Annotated in this window: 15 protein-coding genes; 8 read left to right on the top strand and 7 right to left on the bottom strand. The window is 58.9% G+C overall.

Going from position 1 to position 13,763, the window contains the following annotated elements; translation table 11 throughout:
- Positions 1-12 precede the first annotated feature (12 nt).
- Positions 13-1,023: a porphobilinogen synthase gene (gene hemB, locus AC1MEE_RS26685; protein WP_480412476.1), complete on the bottom strand. Its 1,011-nt coding sequence runs from the start codon at positions 1,021-1,023 to the stop codon at positions 13-15.
- Between the two features lie 205 nt (positions 1,024-1,228).
- Here hemB and AC1MEE_RS26680 point away from each other — a divergent pair, with 205 nt between their 5' ends.
- Together AC1MEE_RS26680 and elbB are read left to right on the top strand one after the other, a co-directional pair.
- A complete protein-coding gene (locus AC1MEE_RS26680) occupies positions 1,229-1,852 on the top strand; it encodes a DedA family protein (RefSeq protein ID WP_480416353.1) in 624 nt (207 codons plus the stop codon).
- Between the two features lie 356 nt (positions 1,853-2,208).
- Positions 2,209-2,874 (top strand): isoprenoid biosynthesis glyoxalase ElbB, encoded by a 666-nt coding sequence (elbB, locus tag AC1MEE_RS26675; RefSeq protein ID WP_480412475.1) that lies wholly within the window; start codon positions 2,209-2,211, stop codon positions 2,872-2,874.
- Between the two features lie 15 nt (positions 2,875-2,889).
- On the opposite strand, the gene AC1MEE_RS26670 is transcribed toward elbB, so the two are convergent.
- Positions 2,890-3,348: a YaiI/YqxD family protein gene (locus AC1MEE_RS26670; protein ID WP_480412474.1), complete on the bottom strand. Its 459-nt coding sequence runs from the start codon at positions 3,346-3,348 to the stop codon at positions 2,890-2,892.
- Positions 3,349-3,527: 179 nt separating this feature from the next.
- On the opposite strand from AC1MEE_RS26670, the gene AC1MEE_RS26665 reads away from it, so the two are divergent.
- The 4 genes from AC1MEE_RS26665 to AC1MEE_RS26650 all read left to right on the top strand — a co-directional run bounded on the left by AC1MEE_RS26665 (position 3,528) and on the right by AC1MEE_RS26650 (position 6,718).
- Complete coding sequence (locus AC1MEE_RS26665) at positions 3,528-4,925, top strand: COG3014 family protein (RefSeq protein ID WP_480412473.1); 1,398 nt, start codon at positions 3,528-3,530, stop codon at positions 4,923-4,925.
- A gap of 13 nt (positions 4,926-4,938) precedes the next feature.
- The gene (locus tag AC1MEE_RS26660; RefSeq protein WP_480412472.1) at positions 4,939-5,310 is read left to right on the top strand and encodes a YcfL family putative periplasmic lipoprotein; all 372 of its coding nucleotides are present in this window, start codon (positions 4,939-4,941) and stop codon (positions 5,308-5,310) included.
- Between the two features lie 76 nt (positions 5,311-5,386).
- Positions 5,387-5,974 carry a penicillin-binding protein activator LpoB gene (gene lpoB / locus AC1MEE_RS26655; RefSeq protein WP_480416352.1) on the top strand — a complete coding sequence of 196 codons (588 nt, stop codon included), beginning with the start codon at positions 5,387-5,389 and terminating at the stop codon, positions 5,972-5,974.
- 3 nt (positions 5,975-5,977) lie between these two features.
- Positions 5,978-6,718: a penicillin-binding protein activator LpoB gene (locus AC1MEE_RS26650; RefSeq protein WP_480412471.1), complete on the top strand. Its 741-nt coding sequence runs from the start codon at positions 5,978-5,980 to the stop codon at positions 6,716-6,718.
- 372 nt (positions 6,719-7,090) lie between these two features.
- Here AC1MEE_RS26650 and AC1MEE_RS26645 read toward each other — a convergent pair whose 3' ends face one another.
- The 3 genes from AC1MEE_RS26645 to AC1MEE_RS26635 form a co-directional block, all read right to left on the bottom strand.
- On the bottom strand, positions 7,091-8,149 hold the full coding sequence (locus tag AC1MEE_RS26645) for an IS110 family RNA-guided transposase (RefSeq protein WP_480416177.1): 1,059 nt from the start codon (positions 8,147-8,149) through the stop codon (positions 7,091-7,093).
- 147 nt (positions 8,150-8,296) lie between these two features.
- Entirely contained in the window at positions 8,297-8,929 is a 633-nt protein-coding gene (locus AC1MEE_RS26640; protein ID WP_480412470.1) for a LysE family transporter, read from the bottom strand.
- A gap of 109 nt (positions 8,930-9,038) precedes the next feature.
- Positions 9,039-10,949: an ATP-binding cassette domain-containing protein gene (locus AC1MEE_RS26635; protein ID WP_480412469.1), complete on the bottom strand. Its 1,911-nt coding sequence runs from the start codon at positions 10,947-10,949 to the stop codon at positions 9,039-9,041.
- Between the two features lie 46 nt (positions 10,950-10,995).
- On the opposite strand from AC1MEE_RS26635, the gene AC1MEE_RS26630 reads away from it, so the two are divergent.
- A complete protein-coding gene (locus AC1MEE_RS26630) occupies positions 10,996-11,460 on the top strand; it encodes a TIGR02444 family protein (RefSeq protein WP_480412468.1) in 465 nt (154 codons plus the stop codon).
- Here AC1MEE_RS26630 and AC1MEE_RS26625 read toward each other — a convergent pair.
- A complete protein-coding gene (locus AC1MEE_RS26625) occupies positions 11,457-12,299 on the bottom strand; it encodes an AlgP family protein (RefSeq protein WP_480412467.1) in 843 nt (280 codons plus the stop codon). The genes AC1MEE_RS26630 and AC1MEE_RS26625 overlap by 4 nt on opposite strands.
- A gap of 214 nt (positions 12,300-12,513) precedes the next feature.
- Here AC1MEE_RS26625 and AC1MEE_RS26620 point away from each other — a divergent pair, with 214 nt between their 5' ends.
- On the top strand, positions 12,514-13,191 hold the full coding sequence (locus tag AC1MEE_RS26620; protein WP_480412466.1) for an FKBP-type peptidyl-prolyl cis-trans isomerase: 678 nt from the start codon (positions 12,514-12,516) through the stop codon (positions 13,189-13,191).
- A 55-nt stretch (positions 13,192-13,246) separates the two neighbouring features.
- Here the strand turns inward: AC1MEE_RS26620 and rsd are convergent, their stop codons facing one another.
- Positions 13,247-13,720, bottom strand: coding sequence for a sigma D regulator (gene rsd / locus AC1MEE_RS26615; protein WP_480412465.1), 474 nt, complete (start codon positions 13,718-13,720; stop codon positions 13,247-13,249).
- Positions 13,721-13,763: the final 43 nt, after the last annotated feature.

Here is a 13,763-nt window from a genome sequence, read left to right as displayed (position 1 = left end):
TTCCTGTGTGGGCTACTGCCCTTTTAACAGTTGAGCAGCACGAACGGCGAAGTAAGTAAGAATGCCGTCAGCACCTGCACGTTTAAAAGCGGTGAGGGATTCAAGAATCACACCCTCGCTCAACCAGCCATTCTGGATTGCCGCCATGTGCATCGCGTATTCGCCACTTACCTGATAGACAAAAGTCGGGACTTTGAATTCATTTTTGACCCGATGAAGGATGTCCAGGTAAGGCATACCCGGTTTGACCATCACCATGTCCGCCCCTTCAGACAAGTCGGCAGCGACTTCGTGCAGCGCCTCGTTGCTGTTGGCCGGGTCCATCTGATAGGACGCCTTGTTCGCTTTACCCAGGTTCAGCGCCGAGCCCACCGCATCGCGGAACGGGCCGTAGTACGCGCTGGCGTATTTAGCCGAATAAGCCATGATCCGCACGTTGACGTGATCGGCAAGCTCCAGCGCTTCACGGATCGCCTGAATGCGACCATCCATCATGTCGGAGGGCGCAACCACTTGCGCGCCGGCCGCGGCATGGGACAGCGCCTGCTTGACCAACGCATCAACGGTGATGTCGTTCTGCACGTAGCCGTCTTCATCGAGAATGCCGTCTTGACCGTGAGTGGTGAACGGGTCAAGGGCAACGTCAGTGATTACACCCAACTCGGGGAAGCGATCACGCAGGGCGCGGGTGGCACGCTGAGCAATGCCGTCCGGGTTCCAGGCTTCAGCGCCATCGAGGGATTTCTTCTCAGGTGGCGTGACAGGAAACAACGCCAGCGCCGGAATGCCCAACGCCACCCATTCTTCCGCTTCCTGCAACAGCAGATCGATACTCAGACGCTCGACGCCTGGCATCGACGCGATGGTTTCACGACGGTTTTCACCCTCGAGTACAAAAACCGGGAGGATCAGATCGTCAACGGTCAATACGTTTTCACGAACCAGACGACGGGAAAAATCATCGCGACGATTGCGACGCAGGCGGGTAAGAGGAAACAAGCGGCTGGCGGGGGTAAAGCTCACGGCAAGACTCCTGAAGCCCGCGCAGGCGGGCAAGCGTGACAGTTATAAGCCACCATTATGACCAATGTATGACAACTATGGGCAACCTGCGACTGGAGGACGCAGCCATTGTCGCTGTAGGAAATCTTAACGTCGAGACACATATCGACACTTTCCTGAATGTCGTGGGCGAGTTAGGCTGCGCGTTCATTTCGCCAGCACCCAGATAATGCTCCAACATTTTTTGCAGGAATTTGGCTACTTCGCCCTCTTTCTCGGAACCTTTTTTGAAGGTGAGACGATTCTTGTCCTCGCCGGCTTTCTTGCGTTCCGGGGTTACATGGATATCAACCTGGTCGTGGTGGTGGCGTTCTTCGGAAGCTACGCCGGTGACCAGCTCTGGTACTTCCTGGGGCGTAAGCACGGCCGCAAATTGTTATCCCGCAAGCCGCGCTGGCAATTGATGGGCGCCAAGGCGCTGGGACACATTAGCCGGCATCCCGATATCTGGGTGCTGAGTTTCCGCTTCGTCTACGGGTTGCGCACCGTGATGCCGGTGGCCATCGGCCTGTCAGGTTACCCGCCCGGGCGCTACCTGCTGCTGAACGGCCTTGGCGCCGCAGTGTGGGCGGCGGCGCTGGGTGCGGCCGCTTACCACTTCGGCGCGTTGCTCGAAAGCCTGCTGGGCAACGTCAAGAAATACGAGCTTTGGGTGCTGGGCGCCCTGCTGCTGCTTGGCGGCATCTTGTGGTTGCGCCGACGGATCAAAGCCGCGCGCATTGCCAAAGAGCTGGGAGCGCTGTGCAGTAAAGCCGCCACCGTCGAAGTCAAGAATCAGCCAGACGAATGAACTGCCCGCGAGCGCAATACAGCCCCATTGCGCTCAGCAGAACGTAAGTCAGCAGGGCCACCCAGCCCAGCGAACTCACACGCCAAAGTCCCAGCGACTGCGCCAACCCCATCAACGGCAAGTGAATATCAGCGATCGCACGCCCAGCACCGCCAGCGGCAGGTAGAACATCCAGCTGAAACCGAAGAGACCTATTGCCAAAGATTAGGCCCGGTTCGGCCAAAACCCTATGGCAGCGAGTGACAAATTAGTGGACATTTAACGACATTCTTCGGGGCATTCTTTTAAGAGTATTTTTCCAGGAAACGGCTGGCGTACGGATCACCCGACCGGCGCCATGAACGGGAGCAAACGCGATGCAAAAGAAAGTGGCAGTGATTCTTTCCGGCTGCGGCGTCCAGGACGGTGCGGAGATCCACGAGAGTGTTCTCACCCTGTTGCGCCTGGACCAGCGCGGCGTCGAGGTGCAGTGTTTCGCTCCAAACATTGCGCAACATCATGTGATCAACCACCTGACGGGCGAAGAAATGCCCGAGTCGCGCAACGTCCTGATCGAGTCCGCGCGCATCGCCCGTGGTGCGATCAAGGACATCCGTGAGGCCGATGCCGAAGACTTCGACGCGCTGATCATCCCGGGTGGGTTCGGTGCGGCGAAAAACCTGTCCAATTTCGCGGCCGAAGGCGCCAACTGCAGTGTGCAGCCTGAGGTTCTGGCACTGGCCGAAGCCTTTGCCGAATCCGCCAAGCCGGTGGGGCTGATCTGCGTGTCCCCCGCGCTGGCGGCGAAAATCTACGGGCCCGGCGTGACCTGCACCATCGGCAACGATCCGGACACCGCCAAAGCCATCGGCAAAATGGGCGGCACCCACAAGAACTGCGAAGTCGGCGAAATTGTCGAGGATCAAGCGCGCAAGCTGGTCAGCACGCCGGCCTACATGATCGCCCAGTCGATCAGCGAGGCGGCGTCAGGGATCAATAAGCTGGTTGATCGGGTAATTGAGTTGATGCAGGAGGAAGAGTGATCTGAGGGGACTGATTTACGGAAACTCACGCACCAACCGGGTCAGAATCCGGTCCAGCGCATTGGCGAACGCCTGTTTTTCGCGTTCGCCATGGGGTGCTTGCCCGCCGCCCATCTGGCCTTGATCTCGCAGATCGGTGAACAGGTTTCGCACGGCCAGACGATCACCCATGTTCTGCGGATCGAACTCGCGACCACGAGGATCCAGCGCAGCAACGCCCTTCTTGATCAGCCGATCCGCCAACGGCACATCGCTGCAAATCACCAACTCGCCAGGCCGCGCATGCTCGACCAGATAATCGTCCGCTGCATCCGGGCCGCTGGGCACCACGATCAACTTGACGCACGCGTAGCTCGGTTTGATCTGACTTTGCCCGGCCACCAGCAGCACCTCGAAATGACGCTTCAAGGCGAACTTGATGACCTGGTCTTTCGCCGCCCGAGGGCAGGCATCGGCATCGATCCAGACGCGCATACAGTTTTTCCAGAGATTGACGGGGTGATTATGGCGTATGCCGAAAAACCCAACCATTAATATCAAATAGCCATTGTTTTGCCATCTCTCGAGTTTATACTTCGCGTCCGCCTCAAAGGGCTTGCCCAACCGATGCCTTTCGCCCGGTTGCCGACTTTCAGGGACAGAGAGAATCCTTCATGTCATCTCGTGCATTGACCGCGCTGGCGCTGGTTGCCACTGTGCAATTGGCCGGCTGCGCCGCTTTCCGTAGCTACGACACCGAACTCAAGGAAACCAACCAGCAATTAGCGGTTGGCAACGTTGATGGCGCGCTTGTGACGCTGGAAAAGAACAACACTGGCGAAGACAAAGACCTGCTGTATTACTTTGAGAAAGGCGAACTGCTGAGCGCCAAAGGCGATCTCGCCGGCAGCCAGACCGCCTGGCGCGCGGCCGACCGTGTGGTGTCCACTTGGGAGGAGTCGGTCAAGCTGGACACCGATAAATACCTGGCCCAATTCGGCAGCTTCCTGATCAACGACAAAGTTCGGCGTTACGAAGGCTATGACTACGAAAAGGTCATGCTGACCACGCAGATGGCCCTCAATCTGCTGGCCCAGAACGATTTCGAAAACGCACGCACCGAGATCAAGAAGACCCACGAACGTGAGGCCGTGATCACTGAGTTGCGCGATAAGGAATACCTCAAAAGCGAAGAGGAAGCGCAGAACCGCGGCGTCAAAACCCAGTACAAAGATCTCAAGGGTTACCCGGTAGAAAGCCTCGACGCACCGGAGGTGGTCGGCCTGAAAAACAGCTATCAGAGTGCGTTCAGTCACTACCTTTCAGGCTTCGTTTACGAGGCGTTGGGTGAACGTGGCCTCGCGGCACCGGGTTATCGCAAGGCAGCCGAACTTCGCCCCAACACGCCCCTGCTCGATCAAGCGCTGCTGAACCTGGACAGCTCCGCGAGCCAAAGCACCGACAGCGACGTACTGATCGTAGTGCAAAGCGGCTTCGCCCCGTCCCGTGACTCGATCCGTATCCCGCTGCCCTTGCCCATCAACAACAATCTAGTGATCACGCCACTGTCATTCCCGGTGATCAAGCCGGACACCTCGACAGCGGCTTTCAGCCAGATCGGGCTCGATGGCCAGCCTCTCAATCTGACCCTGTTGAGCAGCACCACGGATATGTCGCGCCGTGCGCTGCGTGACGACATGCCGGGCATCATCCTGCGCACGTCTGTGCGGGCGATCACCCGTGGCGTGGCGCAAAACCAGCTGAACAAAGCCAACCCGCTGGCCGGCCTGGCCATGGGCATCGCCTCGGCGATTACCGAAGGTGCCGACACCCGCACCTGGCGCACCCTGCCCAACAACACCCAAGTGGTCCGCCTGCGCCTGAAACAAGGCGAACACCAACTGAGTCTGCCGTCAGCTCAGGGTAGCCGACAAGTGCAGGTCAAGATCGATCAGCACTATCAGGTCGTCGCTGTGCGCGTGATCGGCAATCAGGTGTACGCCAGCGGTCTGGCCTCGCACGTCGTCCCGACGGATGTGCCGCAAGCCTTGGCCAGCCTCAAACAACCTTAAACGGAGCCCCTGTATGCGTATCAAAATTCTCAGCCTGATGGCGCTGACCCTGCTCGTTGGTTGCGCCACGCCGCCACCTCCGGCGCCGGGTAGCGCCGCCAGCAAAGTGGTGTCGCTGGGCACCCTGAAGAACATCGACATTGGGCCTATGCGCGTCGCCCGCGAGAACGGCTTTCTGACCGTCAAGGCGGCACTGATCAACACCAGCAGCAGTAACACGACGCTGTACTACCGCTTCGCCTGGCTCGGCAACGACGGGTTTCCCGTGGCCGACGAAGAAAGCTGGAAGAGCCTGACCCTGTACGGCACGCAAACCAGCTACTTGCCCGCCATCGCACCGGTACCCCGGGCCACTGACTTCCGGATCGAAGTCAAAACGCCCTGACACTGCATTGAATCCCGGCGTCGCCACGTTAGCGTCGCCCATTTAGCTTCGTTCATTTCAAGAGAGCCTTCAGATGCTGTTTACACGCTTTTCACTGGTCACCATCGTTGCCCTGCTGGTCGGCGGTTGCGCCTCTAACTCGCCAGTTCTCGGCGGAAAAAACATCAGCTACGGCGACACCAAGGCCGTCGAACTGGTCACCAACGAATTCGGTTCCACCGATCTGCAAGCGATCGCTGAAACCATGACCCGCTCCCTGGCCCAGTCCGGCATTCTGCAGGGCCGTCCGGTGGTGCAGGTCTACGACGTGAAGAACAAGACTAGCGAGTACATCGATACTCGCGAAATCACCACCTCGATCAAGACCCAACTGATGAAGACCGGCACCGCCCGCTTCGCCAGCGACAACACCGACATGCAAAGCCAGGTCGATCAACTCAAGCTGCAGAACCAGAGCGGCCTGTACAAGCAATCGACGGTCAACAAGACCGGTAACATGATCGCCGCCAAATACCGTCTGGAAGGCTCCATCAGCTCGATCGTCAAACGCAGCAGCGACGTAAAAGACGTCTTCTACAAATTCAGCCTGCAGCTGATTGACGTTAATAGCGGTCTGGCTGAATGGATGGACGAGAAAGAAATCCGCAAAACCACGGAGCGTTAAGCAATGCGTGCATGGATTGGCATTTTCAGCCTGGTGTGCGCCTTCGGTGTGCAAGCGGCACCCAAAATCGCAGTGACTGATCTGGCGTTCCAGGAACGGGTGGAGCAGTACATCCACACCGTCTCCGCGCAGAGCAATATCCAGGCGAGCGCCTACCAGGCCAGTGGTTCGTCGAGCTACAACGAATACGAAAGCCATAGCAGCTACATCGAACAGGGCGAACTGCGTAAATTCAGTGGCGACATCAAGGGCGAAATTCTCAAGTCCGGGATGTTCCAACTGGTGCAGGGCACGCCCTATACCGCCAAGGCCTCTGAAGACGTCTATGACGTGATCAAGCGGATCAAAAGTGGCAACTTCAAGGGCGCTGATTACGTGCTGTTCGGCACAGTGTCGGATATCGATTTTCGACAGGACATCTCTGCACTGGCCAATACCGACAGCCACTCGGCGATTCTGGGCCTGACCCTGGTCGGCGATTTCAGCCTGATCAACACCCGCACCTTCGAGATCACCTCGGCGTTCACTGCGATGGGCGAAGGTCAGGACACCAAGCTGGTCAACGGCAACGATCTGCACGTCACCCTCAATCGCGGACGCGTAGTACGGGACGTGTCCAAATCGATTGGCGAAGACGTCGCTCGGCAGTTGAAAGAACAGTTGGTGGGCTTCAGTGGCAACGGCGAACCCGAGCTGCCGCGCAACAATTTGCCACGGGACGAAGCGCCGACAATCCTGCGCTAAGGCAATACACAGAGGCCATGTAGGAGCTGCCGAAGGCTGCGATAAGGTCCGAAGGACCTTCATGAAGATCAAACACGACGTCCGGTCCCCCGGCCGATCGCAGCCTTCGGCAGCTCCTATGTATGGACTCGCCCCCACTTTCAACCCGCTTTTGAACACTGCTACCCGGTTGCATCTATGTATAAAGGCCTGTTCGAGGAAGCCTTTATCGGCTTCTGGCCAACATTGGGTGAGCTCGCGGTATGCCGATTACATTAAGGCCTCAAGGGCCGGTAGGAGCTCAGGCATCTATCCGCGACGGTCTGACCTAGGGTCAATGTTCTTCAGCAGAGGTTGAGGCGACTCAGCGCCCCGGTGGCAGAACTCTGTTAATCAGGTCCTCATCGCCGCCTCCTGGTCAGTGGCCGGTTGGCGATGATAGGTTTGCTCGTTTTGCAACAGCACCCACATGATGCGCAGGTTGCGGTTGGCCAACCGCACCGCCGCACCTTTTTGACCGTGACGGCTCAACCAGCGTCGCAGACGCTGGTCATCTGGATGTTCCGAATCCGGCCGCACCTGCCTCAATACGGCGTGCGCACCTTGAATCGCCAGGCTGCGCATGTAGGCGTCACCGCGCTTGCACATTTTGCCCAGTCGAACCTTTTGCCCGCTGCTGTTCTGTTCGGGCACCGTGCCGAAATAGGCGGCGAACTGGCGCGCGTTGGCAAAGCGCTCAGGTTCGGTCGTTTTGGCCAGCATCGCCGTGGCGATGATCGGGCCGACACCCCGTATCGTCATCAGTCGTTTCGCCGTCTCGTCCGCGTGTGCACTGGCTTCGAGGCGCCCCGTCAGCACGTTGATGCGTTCGCCCAGTTGGCTCCATTCACCCAGTATTTCGGCGATCAGTTCGCGCAACAACTCCGGCAGCGGCTGGCTGGGGTCTTCCAGTACCCGTAACACGCCCCGGCTGATAGCCGTCTCGCCCTGTGCCATGGCAATGTCATGTTCCAGCAGCAAGCCACGCATCTGGTTACCCATGGCCGTGCGCCGTCGCACGCACCCCTGCCGGACGCGGTGCAGTGCCTGCATCGCTAACGCCGCCTCGCTCTTGACCGGCACGGCTGCAATCTTGTGATCTCGGCCTGCACGCAATATGGCCAGTACATCGTTGCGGTCGTTCTTCGCTCCACTGCGGTGCTCGGCCACACGCTGTGCGGGCAGGATTCGCACCGGATTACCTTGCGCTTGTAATAGCCGCGCCCAGGCCTGCGCGCCCGGACCGGTCTCCATCAGCACTGTCACGCCCGGCGGCAACTGGCGCAGGAACAGGTGGAAAGCTTCGCGTGACTTGATCCGTTGCTCGTGGACCACTTGGCCAAGGGTGTCTTCACCCGCGACCTGAAACACATTCTTGGCCAAATCCACCGCCACGGTCGTGCACGTCGACACATTGGTCGCAGACAAGGAATTACTTATCGTCGTATGCTTTTTCATGGGCTCGCCCTCGCTGTCGTTGGCATGCTTAGGATGCCACCGTGGCGCATAGACGCCTCGGCTTGGGCGAGTCCATCCAATTACAGTTGATTTGTGAAGGCTTTAAGCCGTACCGCGATGGATCGTGGCCAGGAATGCCGCAGCACCGACGAACAATCCGGCGAAGGTGCGATTCATCCGCCGTTGCTGTTTCGGCGTGCGCAACAGCCGCAACACCCGCGACGCCAGCCCGGTATAACCGGCCATGACCGTCAAATCGACCGCGACCATGGTGACGCAGATGATCAGGTATTGGCCGAGCAGCGGCTGATGCGGGTCGATGAACTGCGGCAGGATCGCCAGCATGAACACCAGTGCCTTGGGGTTGCTGATGTTCACCAGAAAGCCGCGCATGACCAGACTCAGAGGCCGGCCAATCGGGCGCACAGCAGAGTCATCCGCCATATTGCTGGGCAGCGCACGCCATTGCTTGATGGCCAGGTAAACCAGATAGAGCACGCCAAACCATTTGATCAGGCTGAAGGCCAGTACGGACGTCGCGAGGATTGCGCCCACGCCCGCCGCGACAATCGCAATCTGCAGCACTAGCGCCAATTGCAGGCCCAGGGCATTCCAATAACCGCGCCAGAATCCGTACTGCAAGCCGCAGGACATCGACGCAATAGCGCCAGCACCCGGGGACAGACTGATAACCCAGCAGGCGGCAAAAAAAGCCAGCCACGTTTCAAGCAACATCACGCACCTCAGGCAAGACCGGAATGTCTCCTAAGTTAATGTGCGCCCCAAAAAATGACTATTTATTTTTCAATCCGCCCGGGCCACCAATCAGCAAGCCCGGGCGTGATCAGGACAGGGCTTCGAGCTCGGTCTGCATGCTTTCCAGCAGCTCCAGCGCTTCCATCCAGGTTTCTTCCAGCTCGGCTTCACGCACTTTCAGCTTCGCCTGTTCGGCCAGCAGGTCACGCAGCTTGTCTTTGTTCGCCGCTTCGTAATTCGCGCTGTCGGCCAACGCCGCTTCGACCTTGGCCAGCTTCTCATGCAGCGTACCGAGGTCGCGTTCCAGCTTGTCGGCCTCGCGCTTGTGCGGCGCCAGCTGTTGACGCAAAGCCGCAGCCTGTTGGCGTTGGGCTTTCTTGTCGGTCTTATCGGGATTGACCGGCGTGTTGCTGACCGGCGCATTGCGCAGACGATAATCCACCAGCCAGCGGGCGTAATCTTCCAGGTCGCCATCGAAGGTCTGCACCAGACCGTCGGCCACCAACAAGAAATCGTCGGTGGTGCTTTTGAGCAAATGCCGGTCGTGGGAAACCACCAATACCGCGCCACTGAATTCCTGAAGTGCCATGGTCAGAGCCAGGCGCATTTCCAGATCCAGGTGGTTGGTCGGTTCGTCGAGCAGCAACAGGTTCGGCTTGCCCCAAGCGATCAAGGCCAATGCCAGACGTGCTTTTTCGCCACCGGAGAAATTCAGCACCGGCTCGTCCAGACGCGGACCGCGGAAGTCGAAACCGCCCAGGAAGTCGCGCAAGGTCTGCTCGCGCTCGGTCGGCGCCAGACGTTGCAAGTGCAACAGCGGGCTGGCCTTGGCATCGAGAGAATCCAACTGGTGCTGAGCGAAGTAGCCAACCACCAGGTTTTCGCCACGCACCAGTCGGCCGCTCAACGGCTCAAGTTCACCGGCGAGGTTTTTAATCAGTGTTGATTTACCCGCACCGTTGGGACCGAGCAAACCGATTCGCGCACCCGGCGTGAGCTGTAACTTGACCTTCTCCAGCACGGCTCTTTCGCCGTAGCCCAAACGGGCATCGGAAAGGTCGAGCAGCGGACTGGAGATTTTGTCGGATTCGCGGAAAGTGAAGTCGAATGGCGAATCGACATGCGCCGCCGACAGCTCTTCCATGCGCTCAAGGGCCTTGATCCGGCTTTGGGCCTGACGGGCCTTGGTCGCCTGGGCCTTGAAGCGCGCAATGAATTTCTCCATGTGCGCGCGCTGCACCTGTTGCTTCTCGTAGGCTTGCTGCTGCTGAGCCAGACGCTCGGCACGGGCGCGCTCGAAGGCGCTGTAGCCACCGCGATAGAGGGTGATCTTTTTCTGCTCGACGTGAGCGATGTGATCGACCACCGCGTCGAGAAAATCCCGATCGTGGGAAATCAGCAGCAACGTACCGGAATAGCTCTTAAGCCAGTCCTCGAGCCATAGAATGGCGTCGAGATCCAAGTGGTTGGTGGGCTCATCGAGCAGCAGCAGATCCGACGGGCACATCAGTGCCTGCGCCAGGTTCAGACGCATCCGCCAGCCACCGGAAAAATCTCCGACCTGGCGATCCATCTGTTCATTAGTGAATCCCAGCCCGGCGAGCAGCTTGCGCGCCCGCGCATCGGCGGTGTAACCGTCAGCACCGTCCAGCTCGGCATGCAAACGCGCTTGTGCGGCGCCGTCGTGGGCATCCTCGGCGGCAGCCAGATCGGTCTGTACCTGACGCAAGCGCAAGTCGCCGTCGAGGACATAGTCCACGGCCAGTCGCTCAAGCGTGTCGACCTCCTGGCGCATATGGGCAATGCGCCAATCGGCAGGTAGCAGACAGTCGCCAGCGTCGGGGGTCAACTCACCCCTCAGCAAGGCAAACAGGCTGGATTTTCCGGCGCCATTGGCACCGATCAGGCCGGCTTTGTGGCCGGCGTGCAGGGTCAGCTCGGCGTCTTCTAGCAGACGTTGCGGGCCACGCTGTAAAGTCAGGTTTTGAAGTCGAATCATAATGGCGGCGGAGTCTACCAGCTTCGTCCGAAACAAGTAGATGACTATGCCTTCTGATCTGTGGAGTTTCACCCTCAATCTCTATGCCCGCCCGGGCGTGGAACACGCTTGCCTGCGTCTGCAAGCCAGCGGGGCCAACGTTTGCACGCTGCTGTGCGGCGCCTGGCTGGGACAACGCGGCGCAACCTGCACCACCAACCGTCTGCGGGAAATCAGACAATTGGCGACCCCTTGGCACGACGAAGTGGTGCAGCCCCTCAGAGCATTGCGCACACGCTGGCGAACGGCGGCGATCAGTGACATCGAACTGGGGACGTTACGCGAACAGGTAAAGGGGCTGGAACTGGAAGCGGAGCGCGAATTGCTTTCGCGGCTTGAAACACTGACGCAGGGCTGGTCAGAGGGACATGCGCAGAATCTGATGGCTTGGCTGGACGGGCTTGCCGCCGACGCCGCCCACCAGAACCACGACGCGCTGCAAGTGCTGCGCGTCGCGGCGACCCAGCCTTAGGAAGCGCTGGTTGGGGTAGCAGGTGCTGCCGCGGGAGCCATTGAAGCAGGCGCCGCAGGTGCGGTTGCAGTCGGCGTGGTGGACGCTGACGGCGTTGCCGGTTTTACGGCTGGTTTGGCGACTGCTTTGGCTGGAGCCTTGGCGGCAACAGGTTTGGCAGGTGCTTTAGCCGCAGCAGGTTTGGCTGCTGGTTTCGCGACAGCTGGCTTGGCGGTAGCGGCAGGCTTGGCAGCAGCTGGTTTAGCGGCGCTTGCAGCAACCGGTTTTTTCGCGGCCGGCTTTGCAGCAGTTTTAGCGGCAGCGGCTTTTGCAGCAGGCTTGGCGGCCGCCGCGGGAGCTTTTGTTGCCGTTTTTGCAGGTGCTTTGGCGGCAGCAGTTTTAGCAGGCGCTTTGGCGGTGACGGCAGGCGCGGTGGCTTTTACTGCTACCGGTTTCGCTGCACGCAAGCTCAGGGTTTTACCCACAGCGTCTTTGACACGACCTACGCCCTGGGCCAGTTTCAGGCTCTCTTGGGCATCGCGCTTGAGTTGCAGAATGTAGGTGCGCGTTTCGGACTGACGAGCCTTGAGTGCGTCGAGCAACTCTTCAAGTTCAGACACGCCTTTCTTGGCTTTGGCTTGCGCCTTGGCTTTGCCCGCGGTGGCGGCATCCTGCAATTTGATGCGGGAATTGTGCAATTTTTCCTGAGCTTTACCGCGTTGCTTTTCCAATTTGGCGAGCAATTTCTCGGCATCAGCCATTGCTTGGGAACAGGCGTTTTCAAGATGTTCGAGCAGGCTACTCGAGAGCTGTTGGAGTAGATGCAACGGAGTGTTTACTGGCTTCTTTTTGGCCGACATGATTGACCTCCTGGCTGGCGTGATTGCGGCTCATACTAGACCTCTGCCAGCACCGCCGCTAGGCCATGTGGACAGTAACAATGGACGCGCGTTTCACGACTGAATGAAAGTTGGCGACAAAGGTTGTGACAGGCTGATGAAATTCCCTTTCATACCAGGCAGCACCACGACGATTGCACTGGCATAATCGCCACTTCCCAGGCTGGAGTGCATCATGTCGCGCTACCTATTAATGTCTCTGTTTTTTTTGCTACCGTTTGCTCAAGCCGCTGAAACCGCCGCCCCCGCCAGCGATCATGACCTCGCTTACAGTCTGGGGGTGAGCCTCGGTCAACGGCTGCGTCAGGAGGTTCCTGATCTGCAGATTCAGGCGCTGATCGATGGTTTGGAGCAGGCCTATCAAGGCAAGCCACTGGCGCTCAAAGATGAACGCATCGAGCAGATACTCAGGGACCACGATGCCTCGGTAACGCAAGCGGAGGACGCCCCGCCCCCAGAGCCGCAAAGCGAAGTCGCGATGAGTGCCGAGCAACGCTTTCTGAACAGCGAAAAGGCCAAGCCGGGCGTTCAAGTATTGGCAGACGGGATTCTGATGACTGAGCTGACGCCGGGCACCGGTCCAAAACCAAGTGCGTCGGACAGAGTTCAAGTGCGCTATATCGGTCGGTTACCGGATGGGACCATTTTCGATCAGAACAACCAGCCCCAGTGGTTCCGCCTCGACAGCGTGATCGCTGGCTGGACCAGCGCGCTGCAGGGTATGCCGGTGGGTGCGAAATGGCGCCTGGTGATTCCTTCCGCTCAAGCCTATGGCGCAGAAGGTGCAGGCGATCTGATCGACCCCTACACACCCCTGGTATTCGAAATCGAGCTGTTGAACGTCGCTCAATAGGAGCAGCACATCAAGAACCGGGTCGCAGGATGCGCGCCCGGTGAAGTCACAGACGTCAGGCCTGGGCCGCGTCCTTTGTTTCATGTGCAGTGTGCAGCACTTCAATCAGGCAGTCTTCGAGTTCGAAGCGCTCGTGCAACAGGCCGCCAAGCTTCTTGAATTCCGTGGCGACGATCTCGCCATCGGAGCAATCGCCTTTGTCGCAGCGATCATTAAAGGCCAGCGCCACTTCGGTAATGACATCCAGGCGCGGGTGAATCGTCTTGGCCAGTTCAAGGCCAGCCTTGTCGCCGAAGGCCTTGGCCTCATTGGTCAACTGCTCGTAAACCTCGAAATGCCCGGCCGAAACGTAGTCGACCAGAATCTCGCAGAATTTCTGCAGTGCTTCGCGATCAGCAGCCAACGCCTCCGGCGTTTCGCCAAGAGCATCATAGGCTCGAACCAGTTCATGGCGTTCCTGCAACCAGCGATCGATCAGCAGATTAACCCCGCCCCAGCGTTCCTGAGCATTCTGACAACTTTCCAGCATGATGATCTCTCTTCCCTTCAGGGTGCGGCTCTGTACCAGCCTT

It is taken from the genome of Pseudomonas sp. ASL3, from assembly GCF_056680425.1.
This window is presented reverse-complemented; position numbering and strand designations above follow the sequence as displayed.